The organism is Prochlorococcus sp. MIT2302 (genome assembly GCF_059772385.1).
This window is the reverse complement of record NZ_CM186285.1, coordinates 1,040,124-1,058,035: the sequence shown is the minus strand read 5'-3', so window position 1 is coordinate 1,058,035 and position 17,912 is coordinate 1,040,124. Positions and strand designations below refer to the sequence as shown.

Sequence of the window (17,912 nt, the reverse complement as noted above, 5' to 3'; positions counted from 1 at the left end):
CATCATGCCTCAGTATCTGAATCAATGCAGGTATTAAGTTGTTTTTGGAGCATATTGAAAACGCTTGAGTGAATATCACATCTCAAAGCTTTTTGTAATCGTTTACGCTTCAAAGCCTCTTCAAAACATGACTCAGATCGACAGAGATAGGCTGATCTTCCCATCCCGTCTGAGAGAACTACTCCATTCTGAAAATCTCTGGTAACTTTTAAAAGAAACTTGCGATCAAGAATTTTTTTGCAAGCTACACACCTACGCAGAATGGGGCTTTGACTCACCGGGTTCCTTCCTCTTCTGAAATCATTTTATCTTCGTTTGTAACCTCATCTTCGTTTGTTTTTTCCATATCACTTTCATCATTCTCAGTTTCTGAGCCATCTGAATCGATACTTGAATTAGTTTCAGAGGATTCTGTTTCTGCTTCGTTACTATCAATAACTGATAATTGGTCATTTTGAAAGTCTTCTTCGTCTTCCGGTAGAGGGTAAAGCTCTCTTAATCGTGCATCTTCTTCTGCTCTAGCTGCTTGCTCTGCCTCTAATCTCTGCTCAGCTTCTCTCTGTAAAGATTCTTCTTCTTCTCTTTGAGAAATTAATTCTGCGACCTCGGAATCTTCAGTGGCTTGATCATATTCTTGTGAATTTTTGATATCAATTTTCCATCCTGTTAGCCTTGCAGCAAGTCTTACATTTTGTCCTTCTCTTCCGATTGCGAGGCTAAGTTGATCTGGAGGAACAAGGACATGGGCATGCTGCCCTTCTGGATCCACTAGCCTTACCACTTCAACTCTTGCAGGACTTAATGAATTACAGATGTATTGAACAGGGTCCGAAGACCAACGAATTACATCTATTTTTTCTCCACGAAGTTCATTAACTACTTGTTGAATTCGAGACCCTCTAGCACCAATACATGCTCCAACAGGATCTACCTCTCTTTCAATACTGTCAACAGCTACTTTTGTTCTGGGACCTACTGCTCTCGAAGGTGGATTTGCTTCGCGAGCAACAGCAACAATTCGTACTGAACCCTCTTGAATTTCAGGAACTTCGTTCTCAAATAAATATACGACCAAGCCAGCATTGGATCTGCTCACAAAAAGTTGAGGCCCTCTTCTGGGTATTTCGCTAACTTCTTTTAGAAATACTTTAAATGTTGCGTTTGCTCGATAATTATCATTTGGCAATTGATCTCTTCTTGGAAGCTCTGCTTCTACTTCTGGCCTGCCTAAACCAGAGCTAACTGCCATGATTACAGACTGCCTCTCAAATCTAATGACTCTTGCAGTTAGTACTGGGTCTTCTAGGTCAGCAAATTCCTCTTGAATCATTCTTCTTTGCTGATCCCTTAACTTTTGGGCTAAGACTTGTTTTGTAGTGGCTGCAGCCATCCTTCCAAAATCTTCTTTTTCTGGAGTCACATCTAGGACAACTGTGTCCCCAACTTGGGCATCATCAGCAACTTGCATAACCTCAGCTATTGCTATTTGATGATCATCACTCTCAACATCTTCAACTATTATTTTACTTGCTAAAACTCGATAACCTTCATCATCTAGGTCCAAGCCAACATCAAAGTTACTAAAATAGTCTTCCTCAAAAGGATCTTCGCTGATACCCAAATAAAGAGTTCTTCGATATCGCTCATAACCTTTTAGAAGTGCTTCTCTCAAAGCAGCTTCGACAACCTGTGAGGGAAGTTTTTTTTCCTCACTAATGTCTTCAATTAAGTTGTTTAGGCCTGGGAGTAGAACAAGAGCCATCGATGATGGGATATAAAGATGAGAAGGATTGGGTTAGATAATTGATATCTAGATTTTAACCAGAGGGTGTTGTGAGTCGGACTTGGATAACGTCTTCGACTGGGATTCTGTGAGTTTTCCCCTTTTGATTTATTTGTAAATGATTATCTGTCCTTTTTAGAAGCAAACCATTTGTTTGTTGCTCAATTTTTTTTAAATCCTGATAAGTAACTTCAATTGGGAACCCTTTGAAAACCTGAAAATCTTTTTCCTTGGTCAAGATTTCACCAACTCCCTCGCTACTGATTTCCAGAGTGAAAGGTTGATTAAGGATTGCAGAACCATGAATGGCTTCATCAATATATAGATTAAGGTTTGAACAGTCATCAATAGTGACTTTCTTGTCAGGATTTTTGTTTCGGATACTTATTTGAATCAACAAGGGATTTTGATGAGTGATCATCTTGAAATCGGTTACATCAAAGCCATAATTAGTTGCTGACTTTGTTGTAAGAACTTTTAATTCTGTAACGGTTTGATTAGACAAAAGGCAGCGTCGAGATCGGGCAGGAAGCCCGAGCGGTTTAAGTCTTGACCCGCCTCTATTTAAAGAGGTACCGTCAGGCATTTAAATATTACTAGATAAAGGTTTCGGTTACCTCTAAAATCAAATTCTTCTTATTTTGCATTGATCTATTTTATTGTTTCTAAATGTAGTGACTCGCTATGCTTAGTTCCAGAAAGTTAGAAATTATGAAGAGATTTAGAAATCTATTTTTCTTTTGCTCCATAATTTTTTGCTTTTTATTCGGACCATTATCTGTATTTGCTTTAGAAAATTTTCAATTAGGCGAATCACATAGTTTTGTTGCTGATGTGGCCAGTAGGGTTTCACCATCAGTAGTCCGGATTGATATTGAAAGAGAATATGAAACAGATGAATTTGAATCTGATTTATTGGACCCTTTGTTAAGAGATCTTTTAGGCGATTTGAGTACTTTCCCAAAAAAAGAAAGAGGTCAAGGTTCTGGAGTCATAATTGATGATTCTGGATTGGTTCTTACAAACGCTCATGTAGTGGAAAGAGTTGATCGTGTGATAATTACTCTTCAAAACGGAAATCAAGTGGATGGCACAGTCGTTGGAACCGATCAAGTCACTGATCTAGCTCTTGTGAAAATTAAAGAATTTCCTGGTTTAGAGACTGCAAAATTGGGCGATTCAGAAGATATTCAAGTTGGGGATTGGGCAATTGCCCTTGGAACTCCTTACGGCCTTGAAAGTACTGTCACTTTGGGGATAGTAAGTAGTCTTCATAGAGACATCAATACTCTTGGATTCTCTGACAAAAGATTAGATTTGATTCAAACGGACGCAGCAATAAATCCAGGAAATTCAGGTGGACCATTGATAAATTCAAATGGAGAAGTTATTGGAATAAATACTTTAGTCAGGTCAGGTCCAGGGGCTGGGCTTGGATTTGCAATCCCTATCAATCTTGCTTCAAAAGTTGCCAATCAATTACTTGCTAATGGTGAAGTTATTCATCCTTACCTAGGCGCTCAGTTGGTTTTACTAAATGAAAGAATAGCAAAAGAGCACAATCAAGATCCCAATACATTAATTGTTTTACCTGAAAGATCTGGTGCACTTGTTCAATCTGTTATACCTCAAAGTCCAGCTGAGGAGGGAGGCTTAAGAAGAGGTGATCTTGTGATACTTGCAGGAGGGAATGAAATTAATGATCCTAGATCCCTGCTCATGCAAGTTGAGAATGCCCAAATAGGAAAACCATTTGAATTGGAAGTCCTTCGAAACAACAAAGAGATAAACCTTTCTATTAAGCCTGCTGCTTTGCCAGGAATTAGCTGAAAATTTGCTACTGTCTTTCGAAAGCTATTACTAAATGGATCTTCAAAATCAGATGAAGCTAGCAGTTGCTCAAGCTGCAGTAGATCAAATTCAAGACGGTATGATTCTTGGTCTTGGCTCTGGCTCTACAGCAGCTTTAATGATTGAAGCACTTGCTCATAAAATAAAATCGAGAGAAATCAAAGATATCGTAGGGGTGACTACATCCTTTCAGGGAGAAGTTCTTGCCTCTGAATTAGGAATACCGCTTAAATCTCTTTCTTCAGTCTCAGAAATTGATCTTGCAATTGATGGCGCAGATGAAGTTGATCCCAAATTTCAACTAATTAAAGGAGGAGGAGCTTGTCATGTGCAGGAAAAACTTGTGGCTACTTTGGCTAGAAAATTCATTGTTGTTGTTGATTCTACAAAACTAGTCAAAAAATTGAACCTTGATTTCAAATTACCAGTAGAGGTTCTTCCATCTGCCTGGAAACAAGTACAAAAAACATTAATAAATCTTGGAGGAGAGGGGAGTCTAAGGATGGCTCATAAAAAGGCTGGACCAATAGTTACTGATCAGGGAAACTTAATACTTGATCTCACTTTTAGGAATGGTATTGACGAACCAGAACTATTGGAGAATCAAATTAATAATATTCCTGGTGTCCTTGAAAACGGACTTTTTGTAAACCTGACAGATGAAGTACTAGTAGGAAAATTAGAAAATGAGTTGGTGGGTGTTGAATCACTCAAGAGGATTTAGAATCTCTAATTTTTATTGATTCTGCGTGACTATGTAATCCCTCACTATTGGCTAAATGCACAACTGCATTTTTATTCTTGTTAAAGGCTTCTTTTGAAAAATCTATAAGTGAAGTATTTTTCATAAAAGTTTCAACTCCAAGAGCGCCAGCAAATCTTGCTGTCCCAGAAGTTGGCAGAGTGTGATTAGGCCCTCCAAGATAATCTCCAATAGCCTCTGGGCTCCATGGCCCCATAAATATTGCCCCAGCATTTTTGATGCTTTTAGATAATTCCTTGGGCTCCTCTACAAGCAATTCAAGGTGTTCTGGGGCAAAAGTATCACTTAACTTTGCACAAGTTTCTAAATTATCGCAAAGGACTATTAACCCCCATTTTGTAATTGATTCTTGGCATATTTTTAATCTTGGATGATTTATTAATTGACGTTCAATTTCTGCTGGTAATTTTTCAGCTAATTTTTTATTAGTAGTTATTAGTATCGCTGAAGCCAAAGGATCATGTTCTGATTGAGCTAACATGTCTGATGCAACGTGTTCCAACTTTGCTGATTTATCGGCAATAATTAAAATCTCACTTGGGCCAGCTAAAGAATCAATTCCTACCTTTCCGTAAACTTTCTTCTTTGCCAAAGTCACATAAATATTTCCTGGTCCACTAATAACATCTACTTTTGGAATTGATTCAGTTCCAATAGCAAGCGCGCCAATAGCTTGAGCGCCTCCAACACGAAATACTTGGTTGATACCTGTAATATGGGCTGCAGCAAGCACGGTTTGGTTTAACTCCCCTTTAGAGTTGGCAGGAGAAACCATTATGGTTTGATTGACTCCTGCAACATATGCAGGAATGGCATTCATCAATACCGTGCTTGGATAGGCTGCTCTCCCACCAGGCACATATATTCCTGCTTTTTCAACAGGGCTCCATCTTCGTCCTAGTGACTCTCCATGGGGGCCTGTGTATGTGATATTTTTTGGAATCTGAAGACTATGAAATTTTTCAATTCTTTTTTTTGCCAATAAAAGTGAATCTTGTAATTCCCTTGGAGTCTCTTCCCAAGCTTTAAGTATTAAATCTGATGAAACTTGAAATTTTTCTGCGAAAAATCCATCAAAGCGAGAAGTGTATTCTTTAAGAGCCTCGTCACCCCTTTTACTAACGTTCTCAAGAATATCGTCAACTACCTGTATAGCTTTTTCTTGAGCGGATCCAGATGTTCTCTCAGTAATTGCCTTGAGCTCAAGCTGAGCCTGATCAATATTAATAGCCGTTTTTATGGTCAATTTTTTTGAAGGGGTTTGTTGTACCTCTTCTTTATTAATTATTTGCGTCATGAACTTTTGGCTATTGGTTCAATTTGATTATCTTATGCCTTAATTTTGATTTATGTAGATCTTCTTCATGGTCTTGAGGTAGTGTGGAATAACATTAAGACTAAAACACCAAGCCTCCGTGGCAAATACCAACTCAGCTAAAAAGCGAATTCAAGTTGCGGAACGCAACCGCCTTGAAAACAAAAATTACAAATCTACAGTTCGTACCTTAATGAAGAGGTGCTTCCTTGCTTGTGGAATATTTGAAAAAGAGCCTAGCGATGAATCTAAGGCAGACCTTAAAAAAACATTTAATCTAGCCTTTAGCAAAATTGATAAAGCAGTTAAAAAAGGTGTTTTGCATAAAAACACAGGAGCTAATCAGAAATCCAGACTAAGCTTTGCTCTAAAAAAAGTTTTGAAAGAAGTTGTTTGAGAATCAATAATCTAAGATTTAATATTGATATAAGAGTTTATTTTTTATCTTGAGCGATTCTAAAAGTTCAATAATTGATAGTCACTGCCATATAGCTTTTTCTAATTTTAATGAAGATAGAGAAAAAGTTGCAGAGAGATGGAGATTACAGGGTGTTAAAGCTTTATTACATGCCTGCGTAGAACCCTCTGAAATCCCTGCAATTAAATCAATAGCAGATCAATTTCAGGAGATCAGATATTCAGTAGGAGTGCACCCATTGGATGTGCATCATTGGGGCTCTAAAACTTTAAGCATTTTAAAAAAAGCAGCTCTTGATGATAGTCGTGTGGTCGCTATTGGAGAATTAGGACTTGATCTTTTTAAAGCAGAGAACTTGAGTGAGCAGCTTTCAATTTTAATGCCGCAATTAAACTTGGCCTTTGAATTGAATTTGCCAGTAATTGTTCATTGCAGAGATGCAGCGAGAGAAATGTTAGAAGTTTTTTCTAAGCTTTCTGAAAATGGTCAATGTCCAAAAGGAGTTATGCATTGCTGGAGTGGCAATGCAAAAGAGATGAGAGGGTTTCTTGATTTAGGCTTTTACATAAGCTTCAGTGGAAATGTAACTTTCAAAAATGCGATTGATATCCATGAATGTGCCAAAAAAGTTCCCGAAAGTAGATTTCTAGTAGAAACCGATAGTCCTTTCTTGTCACCCGTTCCTCATAGAGGAAAAAGAAATGAACCCTCGTATGTAAAGCACGTTGTAGATAAAATCTCAGAAATCAGAGGTGAAAGCTTCGCAGAAATTGCTGAAAAAACCACTCAAAATGCAAGGGAATTGTTTGCGTTGCCTTAAATATGATAATTCCCTCTAGTTAATTCTCAGATTTGAGTGTAGAGTTATTTATTGTCTTGCTTAGGCGTGGTATCTGCGCTTAAACCTTTAAGGATCTTCCTTTTGAGTCAGTTTGTTCGTTAATTAACTAAATTCAATTTCAAATCTCAGTCTTATTGGGGATTGTTTTTGTTTTTTTTTAGTAAAGATCATTTTTCGAACTCTAGGTCAAGACATACCCCCCGTCCTCTACATAAAAACGCAGGTTCTCGAATGAGCAGAAGCGCGATTCAGGTAGCCAAAGCAGCTACATATCTGCCTGATCTGGTTGAGGTGCAAAGATCAAGTTTTAAGTGGTTTTTGGATAAAGGCTTAATAGAAGAATTAGACAATTTTTCTCCCATTACTGACTATACCGGTAAGCTTGAACTTCATTTTATAGGATCAGAATATAAGCTTAAGCGTCCTAGGCATGATGTAGAAGAGGCAAAAAGAAGAGATGCAACTTTTGCTTCTCAAATGTATGTTACTTGTCGTCTAGTTAATAAAGAAACAGGAGAAATTAAAGAACAAGAAGTTTTTATCGGTGAATTACCTTTAATGACTGAGCGTGGAACTTTTATAATTAATGGCGCTGAAAGAGTAATAGTCAATCAAATCGTTCGAAGTCCAGGAGTTTATTTCAAAGATGAGCAAGATAAGAATGGTAGAAGAACTTACAATGCAAGCGTTATACCTAATCGCGGAGCATGGTTAAAGTTTGAAACTGATAAAAACGATTTGTTGCATGTTCGTGTAGATAAAACACGAAAAATTAATGCTCATGTCTTAATGAGGGCAATGGGTTTATCAGATAATGATGTTATAGATAAATTACGACATCCAGAGTTTTATAAGAAGTCAATTGATGCTGCAAACGAAGAAGGCATAAGCTCAGAAGACCAAGCTTTGTTAGAGCTTTATAAAAAGTTAAGGCCAGGTGAGCCTCCCTCTGTAAGTGGAGGTCAACAGTTACTCCAAACAAGATTTTTTGATCCAAAACGATATGACTTAGGAAGAGTTGGTAGATATAAAATAAATAAGAAATTACGCTTAACTATTCCTGATAATGTAAGAACACTTACAAATGAAGATGTTCTCTCTACTTTGGATTATTTAATCAACTTAGAGCTAGATGTAGGTGGAGCAACTCTTGATGATATTGATCATTTAGGTAACAGGAGAGTAAGGTCAGTCGGTGAGCTTTTGCAAAATCAAGTTCGAGTTGGATTGAATAGACTTGAAAGGATAATCAAGGAGAGAATGACAGTTGGGGAAACAGACTCACTTACTCCAGCGCAACTCGTAAATCCAAAACCTTTAGTTGCAGCCATAAAAGAATTTTTTGGTTCAAGTCAACTAAGTCAATTTATGGATCAAACCAATCCATTAGCTGAATTAACTCATAAAAGACGTATATCTGCTTTAGGGCCTGGAGGTTTAACTCGAGAAAGAGCTGGCTTTGCAGTTAGGGATATTCATCCTTCTCACTATGGAAGACTTTGTCCTATTGAAACTCCTGAAGGGCCCAATGCAGGTCTCATTAATTCTTTGGCAACGCACGCTCGTGTTAATGAATATGGATTTATTGAGACACCATTTTGGAAGGTGGAAAATGGACGATTAATTAAACAAGGAGATCCTATTTATTTGTCTGCAGATTTAGAAGATGAGTGTAGGGTTGCTCCTGGTGATGTAGCCACAGACGAAGAGGGAAAAATATTGGCAGAACTTGTTCCCGTTAGATACAGACAAGATTTTGAAACGGTTTCTCCTGAACAAGTTGATTATGTTCAACTATCACCAGTTCAGGTAATTTCTGTGGCTGCATCGTTAATTCCATTTTTGGAACACGATGATGCTAATAGAGCTTTGATGGGTTCAAATATGCAAAGACAAGCAGTTCCTCTTTTGCGTCCAGAAAGACCTTTGGTTGGGACTGGTTTAGAGACTCAAGTTGCTAGAGACTCTGGCATGGTTCCAATCTCAAAAGTAAATGGAACAGTGACTTATGTAGACGCTAATACAATTGTTGTTACTGACGAGGAGGGCAATGACCATGCCCATTACTTGCAAAAATATCAAAGATCTAATCAAGATACTTGTTTAAACCATAGGCCTATAGTTTTTAATGGTGACCCGGTAATTGTGGGGCAAGTCTTAGCTGATGGTTCAGCCTGTGAGGGAGGGGAAATAGCTCTTGGTCAAAATGTTTTAATTGCTTATATGCCGTGGGAGGGTTACAACTATGAAGATGCAATTCTAGTAAGTGAAAGGTTAGTTAAAGATGATCTATATACTTCTGTCCACATCGAAAAATATGAAATAGAAGCTCGTCAAACAAAACTAGGCCCTGAAGAAATAACAAGAGAAATCCCAAATGTATCAGAGGAAAGTCTTGGTAATTTGGATGAAATGGGGATTATTCGAATTGGAGCTTTCGTTGAGAGTGGAGACATTCTGGTTGGGAAAGTTACCCCCAAAGGAGAATCAGATCAACCGCCTGAAGAAAAACTTTTAAGAGCTATTTTTGGAGAGAAAGCAAGAGATGTAAGAGATAATTCTCTTAGAGTCCCTTCAACGGAGAGAGGGCGAGTGGTTGATGTCAGAATTTATACACGAGAACAAGGTGATGAGCTGCCACCTGGAGCGAACATGGTGGTGAGAGTCTATGTTGCGCAACGTAGAAAGATTCAAGTTGGAGATAAAATGGCTGGAAGGCATGGTAATAAAGGGATTATCAGTAGGATATTGCCAAGAGAGGATATGCCCTACCTTCCTGATGGCACACCTGTAGATATATGTCTTAATCCATTAGGCGTCCCAAGTCGAATGAATGTCGGGCAGGTTTTTGAGCTGCTCATGGGTTGGGCAGCATCTAATTTGGATTGTCGAGTTAAAATCGTACCTTTTGATGAGATGTATGGATCAGAGATGTCTAACCAGACAGTTCAAGCCTACTTGAAAGAGGCGGCAAAGCAGCCAGGCAAATCATGGGTTTACAACCCCGAGAATCCAGGAAAGTTACTTCTTAAAGATGGTCGAACTGGCGAACCTTTTGATCAACCCGTTGCTGTTGGCTACGCCCATTTCCTTAAACTTGTACATTTAGTAGACGATAAAATTCATGCTCGATCTACTGGCCCATACTCTTTGGTGACTCAGCAACCTCTTGGTGGAAAGGCTCAGCAAGGAGGACAGAGATTAGGTGAAATGGAAGTGTGGGCACTAGAAGCTTATGGAGCTGCATACACTTTGCAAGAATTGTTAACCGTAAAGTCTGATGACATGCAAGGCCGTAATGAAGCGCTCAATTCCATTGTGAAAGGCAAACCAATTCCAAGGCCAGGCACTCCAGAATCTTTCAAAGTTTTAATGAGAGAACTTCAGTCATTGGGATTAGATATCGGAGTATATACAGATGATGGTAAAGAGGTTGATCTTATGCAAGATGTAAATCCTCGTAGAAGCACGCCTAGTAGACCCACCTATGAATCATTAGGTAAAGAATACGAAGAGTAATCAACTCACTATAAACAAATCATCTAAACACCCTGAATTCTCATGACTAATAGCAATCTACGTACTGAAAACCATTTTGATTACGTCAAAATTAAATTAGCCTCTCCTGAAAGAGTAATGGAATGGGGTCAAAGAACTTTGCCCAATGGCCAGGTTGTTGGTGAAGTGACTAAGCCTGAAACAATAAATTATCGAACACTAAAGCCTGAGATGGATGGATTATTTTGCGAAAAGATATTTGGCCCATCTAAAGATTGGGAATGTCACTGTGGGAAATATAAGAGAGTTAGGCATCGTGGAATTGTTTGCGAAAGATGCGGTGTTGAAGTAACAGAAAGTCGTGTAAGAAGGCATAGAATGGGATTTATTAAATTGGCAGCTCCTGTATCGCACGTTTGGTATCTAAAAGGCATTCCTAGCTATGTCGCTATTTTGTTAGACATGCCTCTTAGAGATGTTGAGCAAATTGTTTATTTTAATTGTTATGTTGTTTTAGATATAGGAGATAGTAAGGATCTTAAGTATAAGCAGCTATTAACAGAGGATGAATGGCTTGAGATCGAAGATGAAATTTATGCTGAGGATTCGACTATTGAGAATGAACCCATAGTTGGGATAGGTGCAGAGGCCTTAAAGCAATTGCTTGAAGATTTAAATCTTAAAGAAGTTGCAGAGCAATTGAGAGAAGAAATTGCAACAAGCAAAGGTCAGAAAAGGGCTAAACTGATAAAAAGACTAAGAGTTATAGATAATTTTATTGCTACAAGTGCAAGCCCAGAGTGGATGGTTTTAGATGCTATACCTGTTATACCTCCTGATTTGAGACCTATGGTGCAATTGGATGGGGGTAGATTCGCTACTTCAGATTTAAATGACTTATATAGAAGAGTAATAAATAGGAACAACCGACTTGCTCGTCTTCAGGAAATACTAGCCCCAGAGATAATAGTTAGAAATGAAAAAAGGATGTTACAAGAGGCTGTAGATGCACTTATTGATAATGGTAGAAGAGGAAGAACTGTTGTTGGTGCAAATAATCGAGCCCTGAAATCATTAAGTGATATTATTGAGGGCAAGCAAGGTCGATTTAGACAGAATTTACTTGGTAAAAGAGTTGATTATTCAGGTCGTTCAGTAATAGTAGTTGGCCCTAAGTTGAAAATGCATCAATGTGGACTGCCAAAGGAAATGGCAATAGAGCTTTTTCAACCTTTTGTAATTCATAGATTGATTCGTCAGAATATTGTAAATAACATCAAAGCTGCAAAGAAACTGATACAGAAAGCCGACGATGAAGTAATGCAGGTATTACAAGAAGTCATAGATGGTCATCCTATACTTCTCAACCGTGCGCCAACTTTACACCGATTAGGTATTCAAGCTTTTGAGCCTAAATTAGTTGCTGGACGAGCCATACAGCTACATCCATTGGTATGCCCAGCTTTTAACGCTGACTTTGATGGAGACCAAATGGCTGTTCATGTGCCCTTGGCTATTGAGGCGCAAACGGAAGCAAGAATGCTAATGCTTGCAAGTAACAACATCCTTTCCCCCGCAACTGGTGATCCCATTGTTACTCCATCTCAAGATATGGTTTTAGGGTCCTACTACCTAACGGCAATTCAGCCGGACGCAAATCAGCCTAAATTCGGGGATCATGCACATACATACGCATCACTTGAAGATGTTTTACAAGCTCTTGAAGATAAAAGAATAGATTTACATGATTGGGTTTGGGTACGATTTTCTGGTGAAATTGAGGATGATGATGAGCTTCAGAAACCGCGTAATTTCGAGACTTTGAAAGATGGTACTCGTATTGAAGAATGGACATATCGACGAGACCGATTAGATGAAGATGGAAGTTTGATTAGCCGTTACATTTTGACTACTGTCGGTCGAGTAGTCATGAATCATACAATTATTGATGCTGTCGCAGCCACCTCATAACTCTTAGAACACATCCCCCTTTTTAAAATAATTTTTTCATGACTTCCTCTTCTCCTAAAACTCGTAAATCCTCCTCTAAATCAAAAGCAAAAAGAGCTTCTAAAGCAAAAAAAGCAGCAGCGATGAACGCTGTACCAAAACTTTCTAAAACTCCGCCACCTTTTAGAAATAAAGTAGTTGACAAAAAAGGTTTGAAAAATTTAGTTGCATGGGCATTTAAACATCATGGAACCGCTGCAACTGCTGCAATGGCAGATAACTTAAAAGATCTAGGTTTTAGATACGCAACCCAGGCAGCAGTATCCATTTCTGTTGACGATTTAAAGGTCCCAGAGGCTAAACAAGATCTGCTTGGTCAGGCCGAAGAACTAATAACTGCTACTGAGGAATGTTATCGATTAGGGGAAATTACTGAAGTCGAGAGGCACACAAAAGTTATCGACACTTGGACTGAAACTAATGAAAGATTAGTGGATGCAGTTAAAAAGAATTTCAATCAAAACGATCCATTGAATTCAGTCTGGATGATGGCTAATTCTGGAGCTCGTGGAAACATGTCTCAGGTTCGTCAACTTGTTGGTATGAGAGGATTAATGGCTAATCCTCAAGGTGAGATTATTGACTTACCAATCCGAACTAATTTTAGAGAAGGTCTAACAGTAACTGAATATGTCATCTCTTCTTATGGAGCTCGTAAAGGTCTTGTAGATACAGCTTTAAGAACTGCTGATTCTGGATATCTAACTAGACGCTTGGTTGATGTAGCTCAAGATGTAATTGTTAGGGAAGAGGATTGTGGTACGACAAGGTCTATTTCTATAAGTACAGAGGATGAAAAGTTTGGCAATAGGCTTGTTGGACGCTTAACAGCTGAACAGGTTGTGAACTCAGACCAGGAAATTTTAGCTGAAAGAGATACTCCTATTGACCCTCAGTTATCTAAGAAATTTGAACAATCACATATTCAAGGGGTAAGGGTTCGGTCTCCTCTTACATGTGAGGCGACTAGATCAGTTTGTCGTAAATGTTATGGTTGGGCGCTAGCGCATAATCAATTAGTTGACTTAGGCGAAGCAGTAGGTATTGTTGCTGCTCAATCTATTGGAGAGCCAGGTACTCAGTTGACAATGAGAACTTTTCATACTGGCGGGGTCTCAACTGCAGAAACTGGTGTTGTACGTTCAATTATTTCAGGAAAAGTTGAATTTGGTTCAAAGGCGAGAGTGAGAGGCTACAGAACACCACATGGTGTTGAAGCTCAGCAAGCAGAGGTTGATTTTAACCTTAGTATTATTCCGTCTAGTGGTGGTAAGCCTCAAAAAATTGACATACCCATAGGCTCTTTACTTTTTGTAGACAATGCTCAAGAAATTGATGTCGATGTGACTGTTGCTCAGATCGCTAGTGGAACTGTACAAAAAAGTGTTGAAAAGGCTACTAAAGATGTTATTTGTGATTTGGCTGGACAAGTTAGGTATGAATCAATTATTCAACCTAGAGAAGTTACAGATAGACAAGGTAATATTACTCTTAAAGCTCAACGACTTGGTCGGCTTTGGGTACTTGCAGGAGACGTATATAACTTACCCCCTAATGCAATGCCAGTTGTCTCTGGCAATGTTTCAGTAAATGAGGGCCAAGTTTTAGCCGAAGCCAGCCAGGCTAGTGAGTTTGGAGGTGAAGTAAGACTAAGAGACTCTATTGGTGATTCTAGAGAAGTTCAAATAGTAACAACGTCGATGACATTAAAAGATTTTAAATTACTAGAAGAGTCGACTCATTCAGGGGAAATATGGCATCTTGAAGCAAAAGATGATACTCGTTATAGATTGAATACAATACCTGGAAGCAAAATAGGAAATAATGAGGTAATAGCTGAGTTAGCAGACGATAGGTTTAAAACTGAAACAGGTGGACTTGTGAAATATGCCCCTGGTCTAACAATTAAGAAAGCTCGCTCTGCAAAGAATGGTTATGAAGTTAGTAAAGGTGGCACCCTTTTGTGGATTCCTCAGGAAACTCATGAAATTAATAAGGATATTTCATTGTTGATGATTAAAGATCGTCAATGGATAGAGGCAGGCACAGAGGTTGTTAAAGATATTTTTAGTCAAACTGCTGGAATAGTTACGGTTACTCAGAAAAATGACATTCTTCGTGAAATTATAGTTAGGAGTGGCACTTTTAAACTATGCAAAGAAAGTAAAGTACTTGATAGGTTTGAAGGTGATGGGCAAATAGTTAATCCTGGAGAAACGATTGCAAAAGGTATTAAGACTGATGCGATGGTAATGGTTCAATCAGTCGAAACTCCAGAAGGTAAAGGTCTTCTGTTAAGACCGGTTGAGGAATTTACTATTCCTGATCAAGCACAGCTACCTGAACTAGAGCATGTCAAACAACCCAAGGGCCCATCACTAGGAATAAAAGCCTCTCAGCGACTTGCTTTTAAGGATGGTGAGCTTATTAAATCTGTAGAGGGTATTGAGTTGCTTAAAACCCAATTAATGCTTGAGACGTTTGATACGACTCCACAGATGACAGTAGACGTAGAAGTCGTAAAAGACTTGGATTCAAGCAGTATTGATAGATTGAAGTTAGTTATCCTTGAAAGTATTTTAGTTAGAAGAGACACTACCTCTGATTCTAGTCATGGTTCAACACACACTGAATTGCAAATAGAAAATGGTCAAATAGTTTCAGCCGGAGACGTAGTGGCGACAACCCAGATTTTATGTAAGCAAGAAGGAATTGTTCAACTTCCTGATGCTATTGACGGTGACCCGGTTCGCCGACTTATTGTTGAAAGGGATGAAGATACAGTAAGAATTGAATCAAAAGGAACTACTCTTTTCAAAGTTGGACAAAGAGTTGTAGATGGGGACTTTGTCTCAAAAGATCAACCAATAGGTGCTTGTGGGGAAATAGAGGAGATTGATGGAAAGAAAATTAAATTGCGTCTTGGTAGACCTTATATGGTCTCGCCAGATTCAGTACTTCATGTTCGCGATGGAGATTTGGTTCAAAGAGGCGATGGCTTGGCTTTATTGGTTTTTGAAAGACAAAAAACAGGAGATATTGTTCAAGGTTTGCCAAGAATTGAAGAATTGCTTGAAGCTCGTAGGCCTCGGGATTCAGCTATTTTGTGTAAAAAGTCTGGAACAGTAGATATCAAGAAAGGAGATGATGATGATTCTGTAGTTGTTTCTATTATTGAGGACAATGATGTGATTACTGAATATCCGATTCTTTTAGGTCGTAATGTAATGGTTAGGAATAGTCAGCAAGTTGTAGCTGGTGAATTCTTGACTGATGGTCCAGTGAATCCTCATGAGCTTTTGGAATGTTTCTTTACAGACTTGCGAGACAAAAAGCCTTTAATGGATGCTGCTCAGGAGGCAATAGCTAAGCTTCAGCACAGAATGGTAAGTGAAGTACAGAATGTTTATAAGTCACAGGGAGTAGCCATAGACGATAAACATATTGAGGTAATAGTTCGTCAGATGACTAGTAAGGTGAGAATAGAAGATGCAGGAGATACAACATTCTTGCCAGGAGAATTGATCGAACTTAGGCAGGTTGAAGATACTAATCAGGCTATCTCTATTACTGGCGGGGCTCCCTCGGAGTTCACTCCAGTTTTACTCGGAATTACTAAGGCATCCTTAAATACTGATAGCTTTATTTCGGCTGCTTCATTTCAAGAAACAACAAGAGTCTTAACCGAAGCGGCTATTGAAGGTAAGTCTGACTGGCTTCGCGGACTTAAAGAAAATGTAATTATTGGCCGACTGATACCTGCAGGTACAGGTTTTAGTGGCTTTGTTGAGGAGTTAAATGCTGAAGCAGGTCCTCACCCAGATATTCTTGCAGAAGATCCTGCAGGTTATCGAAGGATACAAAACCTTAGACCTGACTATACTGTTGATATGCCTTCTTCACCTGTAGCAAAGAATACTTCTGTTTTGGATGATCCTAGTGATGAGGACTTAGAGGCAACGAGAAGTAGGCATGGAATTGACCCTACAACTAGTAACTTTGCAGCTTTTGCACGCCCAACAGGTGACGACGACTTACCTGAAGACCAAATGCCAGATCCCGCTGCGTTGGAGGGCTTGCAAGAAGAAGGCTTACTCTCTGATGAATAAATCAATTTTTCTACATAATTCTTTTAAATTTTCTAATATTTAGTTTTCCACTTATAAAGACTATCGATGATTGATCCTCCAGTAGTTCCAAAGCGTAAATTGCCTCGCTATGGCTTTCACACGCATACTGAACGTATTAATGGTAGATGGGCAATGATTGGTTTTATTGCTCTAGTGCTTTTGGAATTTAAGTTAGGACATGGACTAATGAATTGGTGACAAAATTTCTTCAACTATCAAGTCATTCATCCTTGCTTGGCTTAAGTTCTGAAGACCTTGAAGAATTTGCCCGTCAAGAAGGTGAGAAAGCTTTTCGTGGGAGGCAAATTCATGAGTGGATTTATCAAAGAGGAGCAAAAAAACTAGATTCGATAACTGTTCTTCCAAAAAAATGGAGAGATTCACTGAAAAATAAAGGAATAAAGGTTGGAAGACTTGATGAAATTGACAGAGTTTTAGCAGAAGATGAAACGTTGAAATTATTAATGGGGACTTATGATGGTGAAATTATAGAAACCGTAGGAATACCAACAGATAAAAGACTTACTGTTTGTGTTTCAAGTCAAATTGGCTGTCCTATGGGATGTAAATTTTGTGCGACTGGGAAGGGGGGGCTTAATAGATCTCTTAATGTAAATGAGATAGTTGATCAAGTAATTAGTATTAGAGAAAAAATGAATCGGAGGCCCACTCATGTCGTCTTTATGGGGATGGGCGAGCCACTTCTTAATATACGCAATGTTTTAGACTCTATTGAATGTCTTACGAATGATATTGGAATTGGTCAAAGGAAAATAACTGTTAGTACTGTTGGTATACCGGACACACTCCCATATTTAGCAAAAACAGCTCAAGAGCGCTTGGGAAGAGTTAAATTTACCCTCGCAGTTAGTCTTCATGCGCCTAATCAGATGTTGCGTGAATTAATAATTCCTTCGGCGAAGTCTTATCCGATCAAGTCATTACTCAAAGACTGTAAAACATATTTAGAACTTACTGGAAGACGGGTAAGCTTTGAGTATATTCTTCTTGGTGGATTGAATGACAAAGATATTCATGCAGAGCAGTTATCTGATCTGATGAGAGGTTTTCAGAGCCATGTTAATTTGATAGCTTATAATCCCATCGCTGAAGAGAACTTTAAACGACCAAGCCAAACCAGAGTGAATAGGTTCAGAGAACTATTAGTTAATAAGGGAATTGCTGTAAGTGTTCGTGCAAGTAGAGGTAGAGACAAAGATGCGGCATGTGGACAATTAAGACGGCAATCGATCAATCAATCAAATAAAAATCAATTTAGTAAATAAAGATAGATTAATTCTCA

The 17,912-nt window shown here is 38.6% G+C and carries 13 protein-coding genes; 9 read left to right on the top strand and 4 right to left on the bottom strand.

Annotated features, from left to right (window positions below):
* Window positions 1-2: 2 nt before the first annotated feature.
* From AC6EI2_RS06215 to AC6EI2_RS06205, 3 genes are read right to left on the bottom strand one after another with little or no spacing between them, the layout of a single operon-like run.
* Window positions 3-278, bottom strand: coding sequence for a YlxR family protein (locus AC6EI2_RS06215; RefSeq protein WP_498461497.1), 276 nt, complete (start codon window positions 276-278; stop codon window positions 3-5).
* On the bottom strand, window positions 275-1,762 hold the full coding sequence (gene nusA / locus AC6EI2_RS06210; RefSeq protein WP_498461496.1) for a transcription termination factor NusA: 1,488 nt from the start codon (window positions 1,760-1,762) through the stop codon (window positions 275-277). Before nusA ends, AC6EI2_RS06215 begins: the two co-directional genes overlap by 4 nt.
* Window positions 1,763-1,817: 55 nt before the next feature.
* Entirely contained in the window at window positions 1,818-2,369 is a 552-nt protein-coding gene (locus AC6EI2_RS06205) for an LSm family protein (RefSeq protein ID WP_498461495.1), read from the bottom strand.
* Between the two features lie 125 nt (window positions 2,370-2,494).
* Between AC6EI2_RS06205 and AC6EI2_RS06200 the strand changes: the two genes are divergently transcribed.
* Entirely contained in the window at window positions 2,495-3,613 is a 1,119-nt protein-coding gene (locus tag AC6EI2_RS06200; RefSeq protein WP_498461494.1) for a trypsin-like peptidase domain-containing protein, read from the top strand.
* A 34-nt stretch (window positions 3,614-3,647) separates the two neighbouring features.
* A complete protein-coding gene (gene rpiA, locus AC6EI2_RS06195) occupies window positions 3,648-4,358 on the top strand; it encodes a ribose-5-phosphate isomerase RpiA (RefSeq protein ID WP_498461493.1) in 711 nt (236 codons plus the stop codon).
* Here rpiA and hisD read toward each other — a convergent pair.
* Window positions 4,345-5,694 (bottom strand): histidinol dehydrogenase, encoded by a 1,350-nt coding sequence (hisD, locus tag AC6EI2_RS06190; protein ID WP_498461492.1) that lies wholly within the window; start codon window positions 5,692-5,694, stop codon window positions 4,345-4,347. The two genes, rpiA and hisD, sit on opposite strands and share 14 nt — an antisense overlap.
* Before the next feature lie 118 nt (window positions 5,695-5,812).
* On the opposite strand from hisD, the gene rpsT reads away from it, so the two are divergent.
* The 7 genes from rpsT to rlmN all read left to right on the top strand — a co-directional run bounded on the left by rpsT (window position 5,813) and on the right by rlmN (window position 17,895).
* The gene (gene rpsT / locus AC6EI2_RS06185) at window positions 5,813-6,109 is read left to right on the top strand and encodes a 30S ribosomal protein S20 (protein WP_498461491.1); all 297 of its coding nucleotides are present in this window, start codon (window positions 5,813-5,815) and stop codon (window positions 6,107-6,109) included.
* Between the two features lie 49 nt (window positions 6,110-6,158).
* The gene (locus tag AC6EI2_RS06180) at window positions 6,159-6,950 is read left to right on the top strand and encodes a TatD family hydrolase (protein WP_498461490.1); all 792 of its coding nucleotides are present in this window, start codon (window positions 6,159-6,161) and stop codon (window positions 6,948-6,950) included.
* Window positions 6,951-7,202: 252 nt separating this feature from the next.
* On the top strand, window positions 7,203-10,490 hold the full coding sequence (gene rpoB, locus AC6EI2_RS06175; RefSeq protein WP_498461489.1) for a DNA-directed RNA polymerase subunit beta: 3,288 nt from the start codon (window positions 7,203-7,205) through the stop codon (window positions 10,488-10,490).
* A 42-nt stretch (window positions 10,491-10,532) separates the two neighbouring features.
* Complete coding sequence (locus tag AC6EI2_RS06170; protein ID WP_498461488.1) at window positions 10,533-12,440, top strand: DNA-directed RNA polymerase subunit gamma; 1,908 nt, start codon at window positions 10,533-10,535, stop codon at window positions 12,438-12,440.
* 38 nt (window positions 12,441-12,478) lie between these two features.
* Complete coding sequence (locus AC6EI2_RS06165; RefSeq protein ID WP_498461487.1) at window positions 12,479-16,588, top strand: DNA-directed RNA polymerase subunit beta'; 4,110 nt, start codon at window positions 12,479-12,481, stop codon at window positions 16,586-16,588.
* A gap of 66 nt (window positions 16,589-16,654) precedes the next feature.
* Window positions 16,655-16,807, top strand: a complete 153-nt coding sequence (locus AC6EI2_RS06160) for a CAB/ELIP/HLIP family chlorophyll-binding protein (protein WP_498461486.1) — start codon at window positions 16,655-16,657, stop codon at window positions 16,805-16,807.
* Window positions 16,804-17,895 carry a dual-specificity RNA methyltransferase RlmN gene (rlmN, locus tag AC6EI2_RS06155; protein WP_498461485.1) on the top strand — a complete coding sequence of 364 codons (1,092 nt, stop codon included), beginning with the start codon at window positions 16,804-16,806 and terminating at the stop codon, window positions 17,893-17,895. The genes AC6EI2_RS06160 and rlmN overlap by 4 nt, the downstream gene beginning before the upstream one ends.
* Window positions 17,896-17,912: the final 17 nt, after the last annotated feature.

Excerpts from the sequence above, each read along its gene's own strand:
- hisD (WP_498461492.1), bottom strand. The coding sequence starts at position 5,694 with ATGACGCAAATAATTAATAAAGAAGAGGTACAACAAACCCCTTCAAAA.
- AC6EI2_RS06205 (WP_498461495.1), bottom strand. The coding sequence starts at position 2,369 with ATGCCTGACGGTACCTCTTTAAATAGAGGCGGGTCAAGACTTAAACCG.
- AC6EI2_RS06200 (WP_498461494.1), top strand. The coding sequence starts at position 2,495 with ATGAAGAGATTTAGAAATCTATTTTTCTTTTGCTCCATAATTTTTTGC.
- AC6EI2_RS06160 (WP_498461486.1), top strand. The coding sequence starts at position 16,655 with ATGATTGATCCTCCAGTAGTTCCAAAGCGTAAATTGCCTCGCTATGGC.
- rpoB (WP_498461489.1), top strand. The coding sequence starts at position 7,203 with ATGAGCAGAAGCGCGATTCAGGTAGCCAAAGCAGCTACATATCTGCCT.
- rpiA (WP_498461493.1), top strand. The coding sequence starts at position 3,648 with ATGGATCTTCAAAATCAGATGAAGCTAGCAGTTGCTCAAGCTGCAGTA.
- AC6EI2_RS06170 (WP_498461488.1), top strand. The coding sequence starts at position 10,533 with ATGACTAATAGCAATCTACGTACTGAAAACCATTTTGATTACGTCAAA.
- AC6EI2_RS06165 (WP_498461487.1), top strand. The coding sequence starts at position 12,479 with ATGACTTCCTCTTCTCCTAAAACTCGTAAATCCTCCTCTAAATCAAAA.
- nusA (WP_498461496.1), bottom strand. The coding sequence starts at position 1,762 with ATGGCTCTTGTTCTACTCCCAGGCCTAAACAACTTAATTGAAGACATT.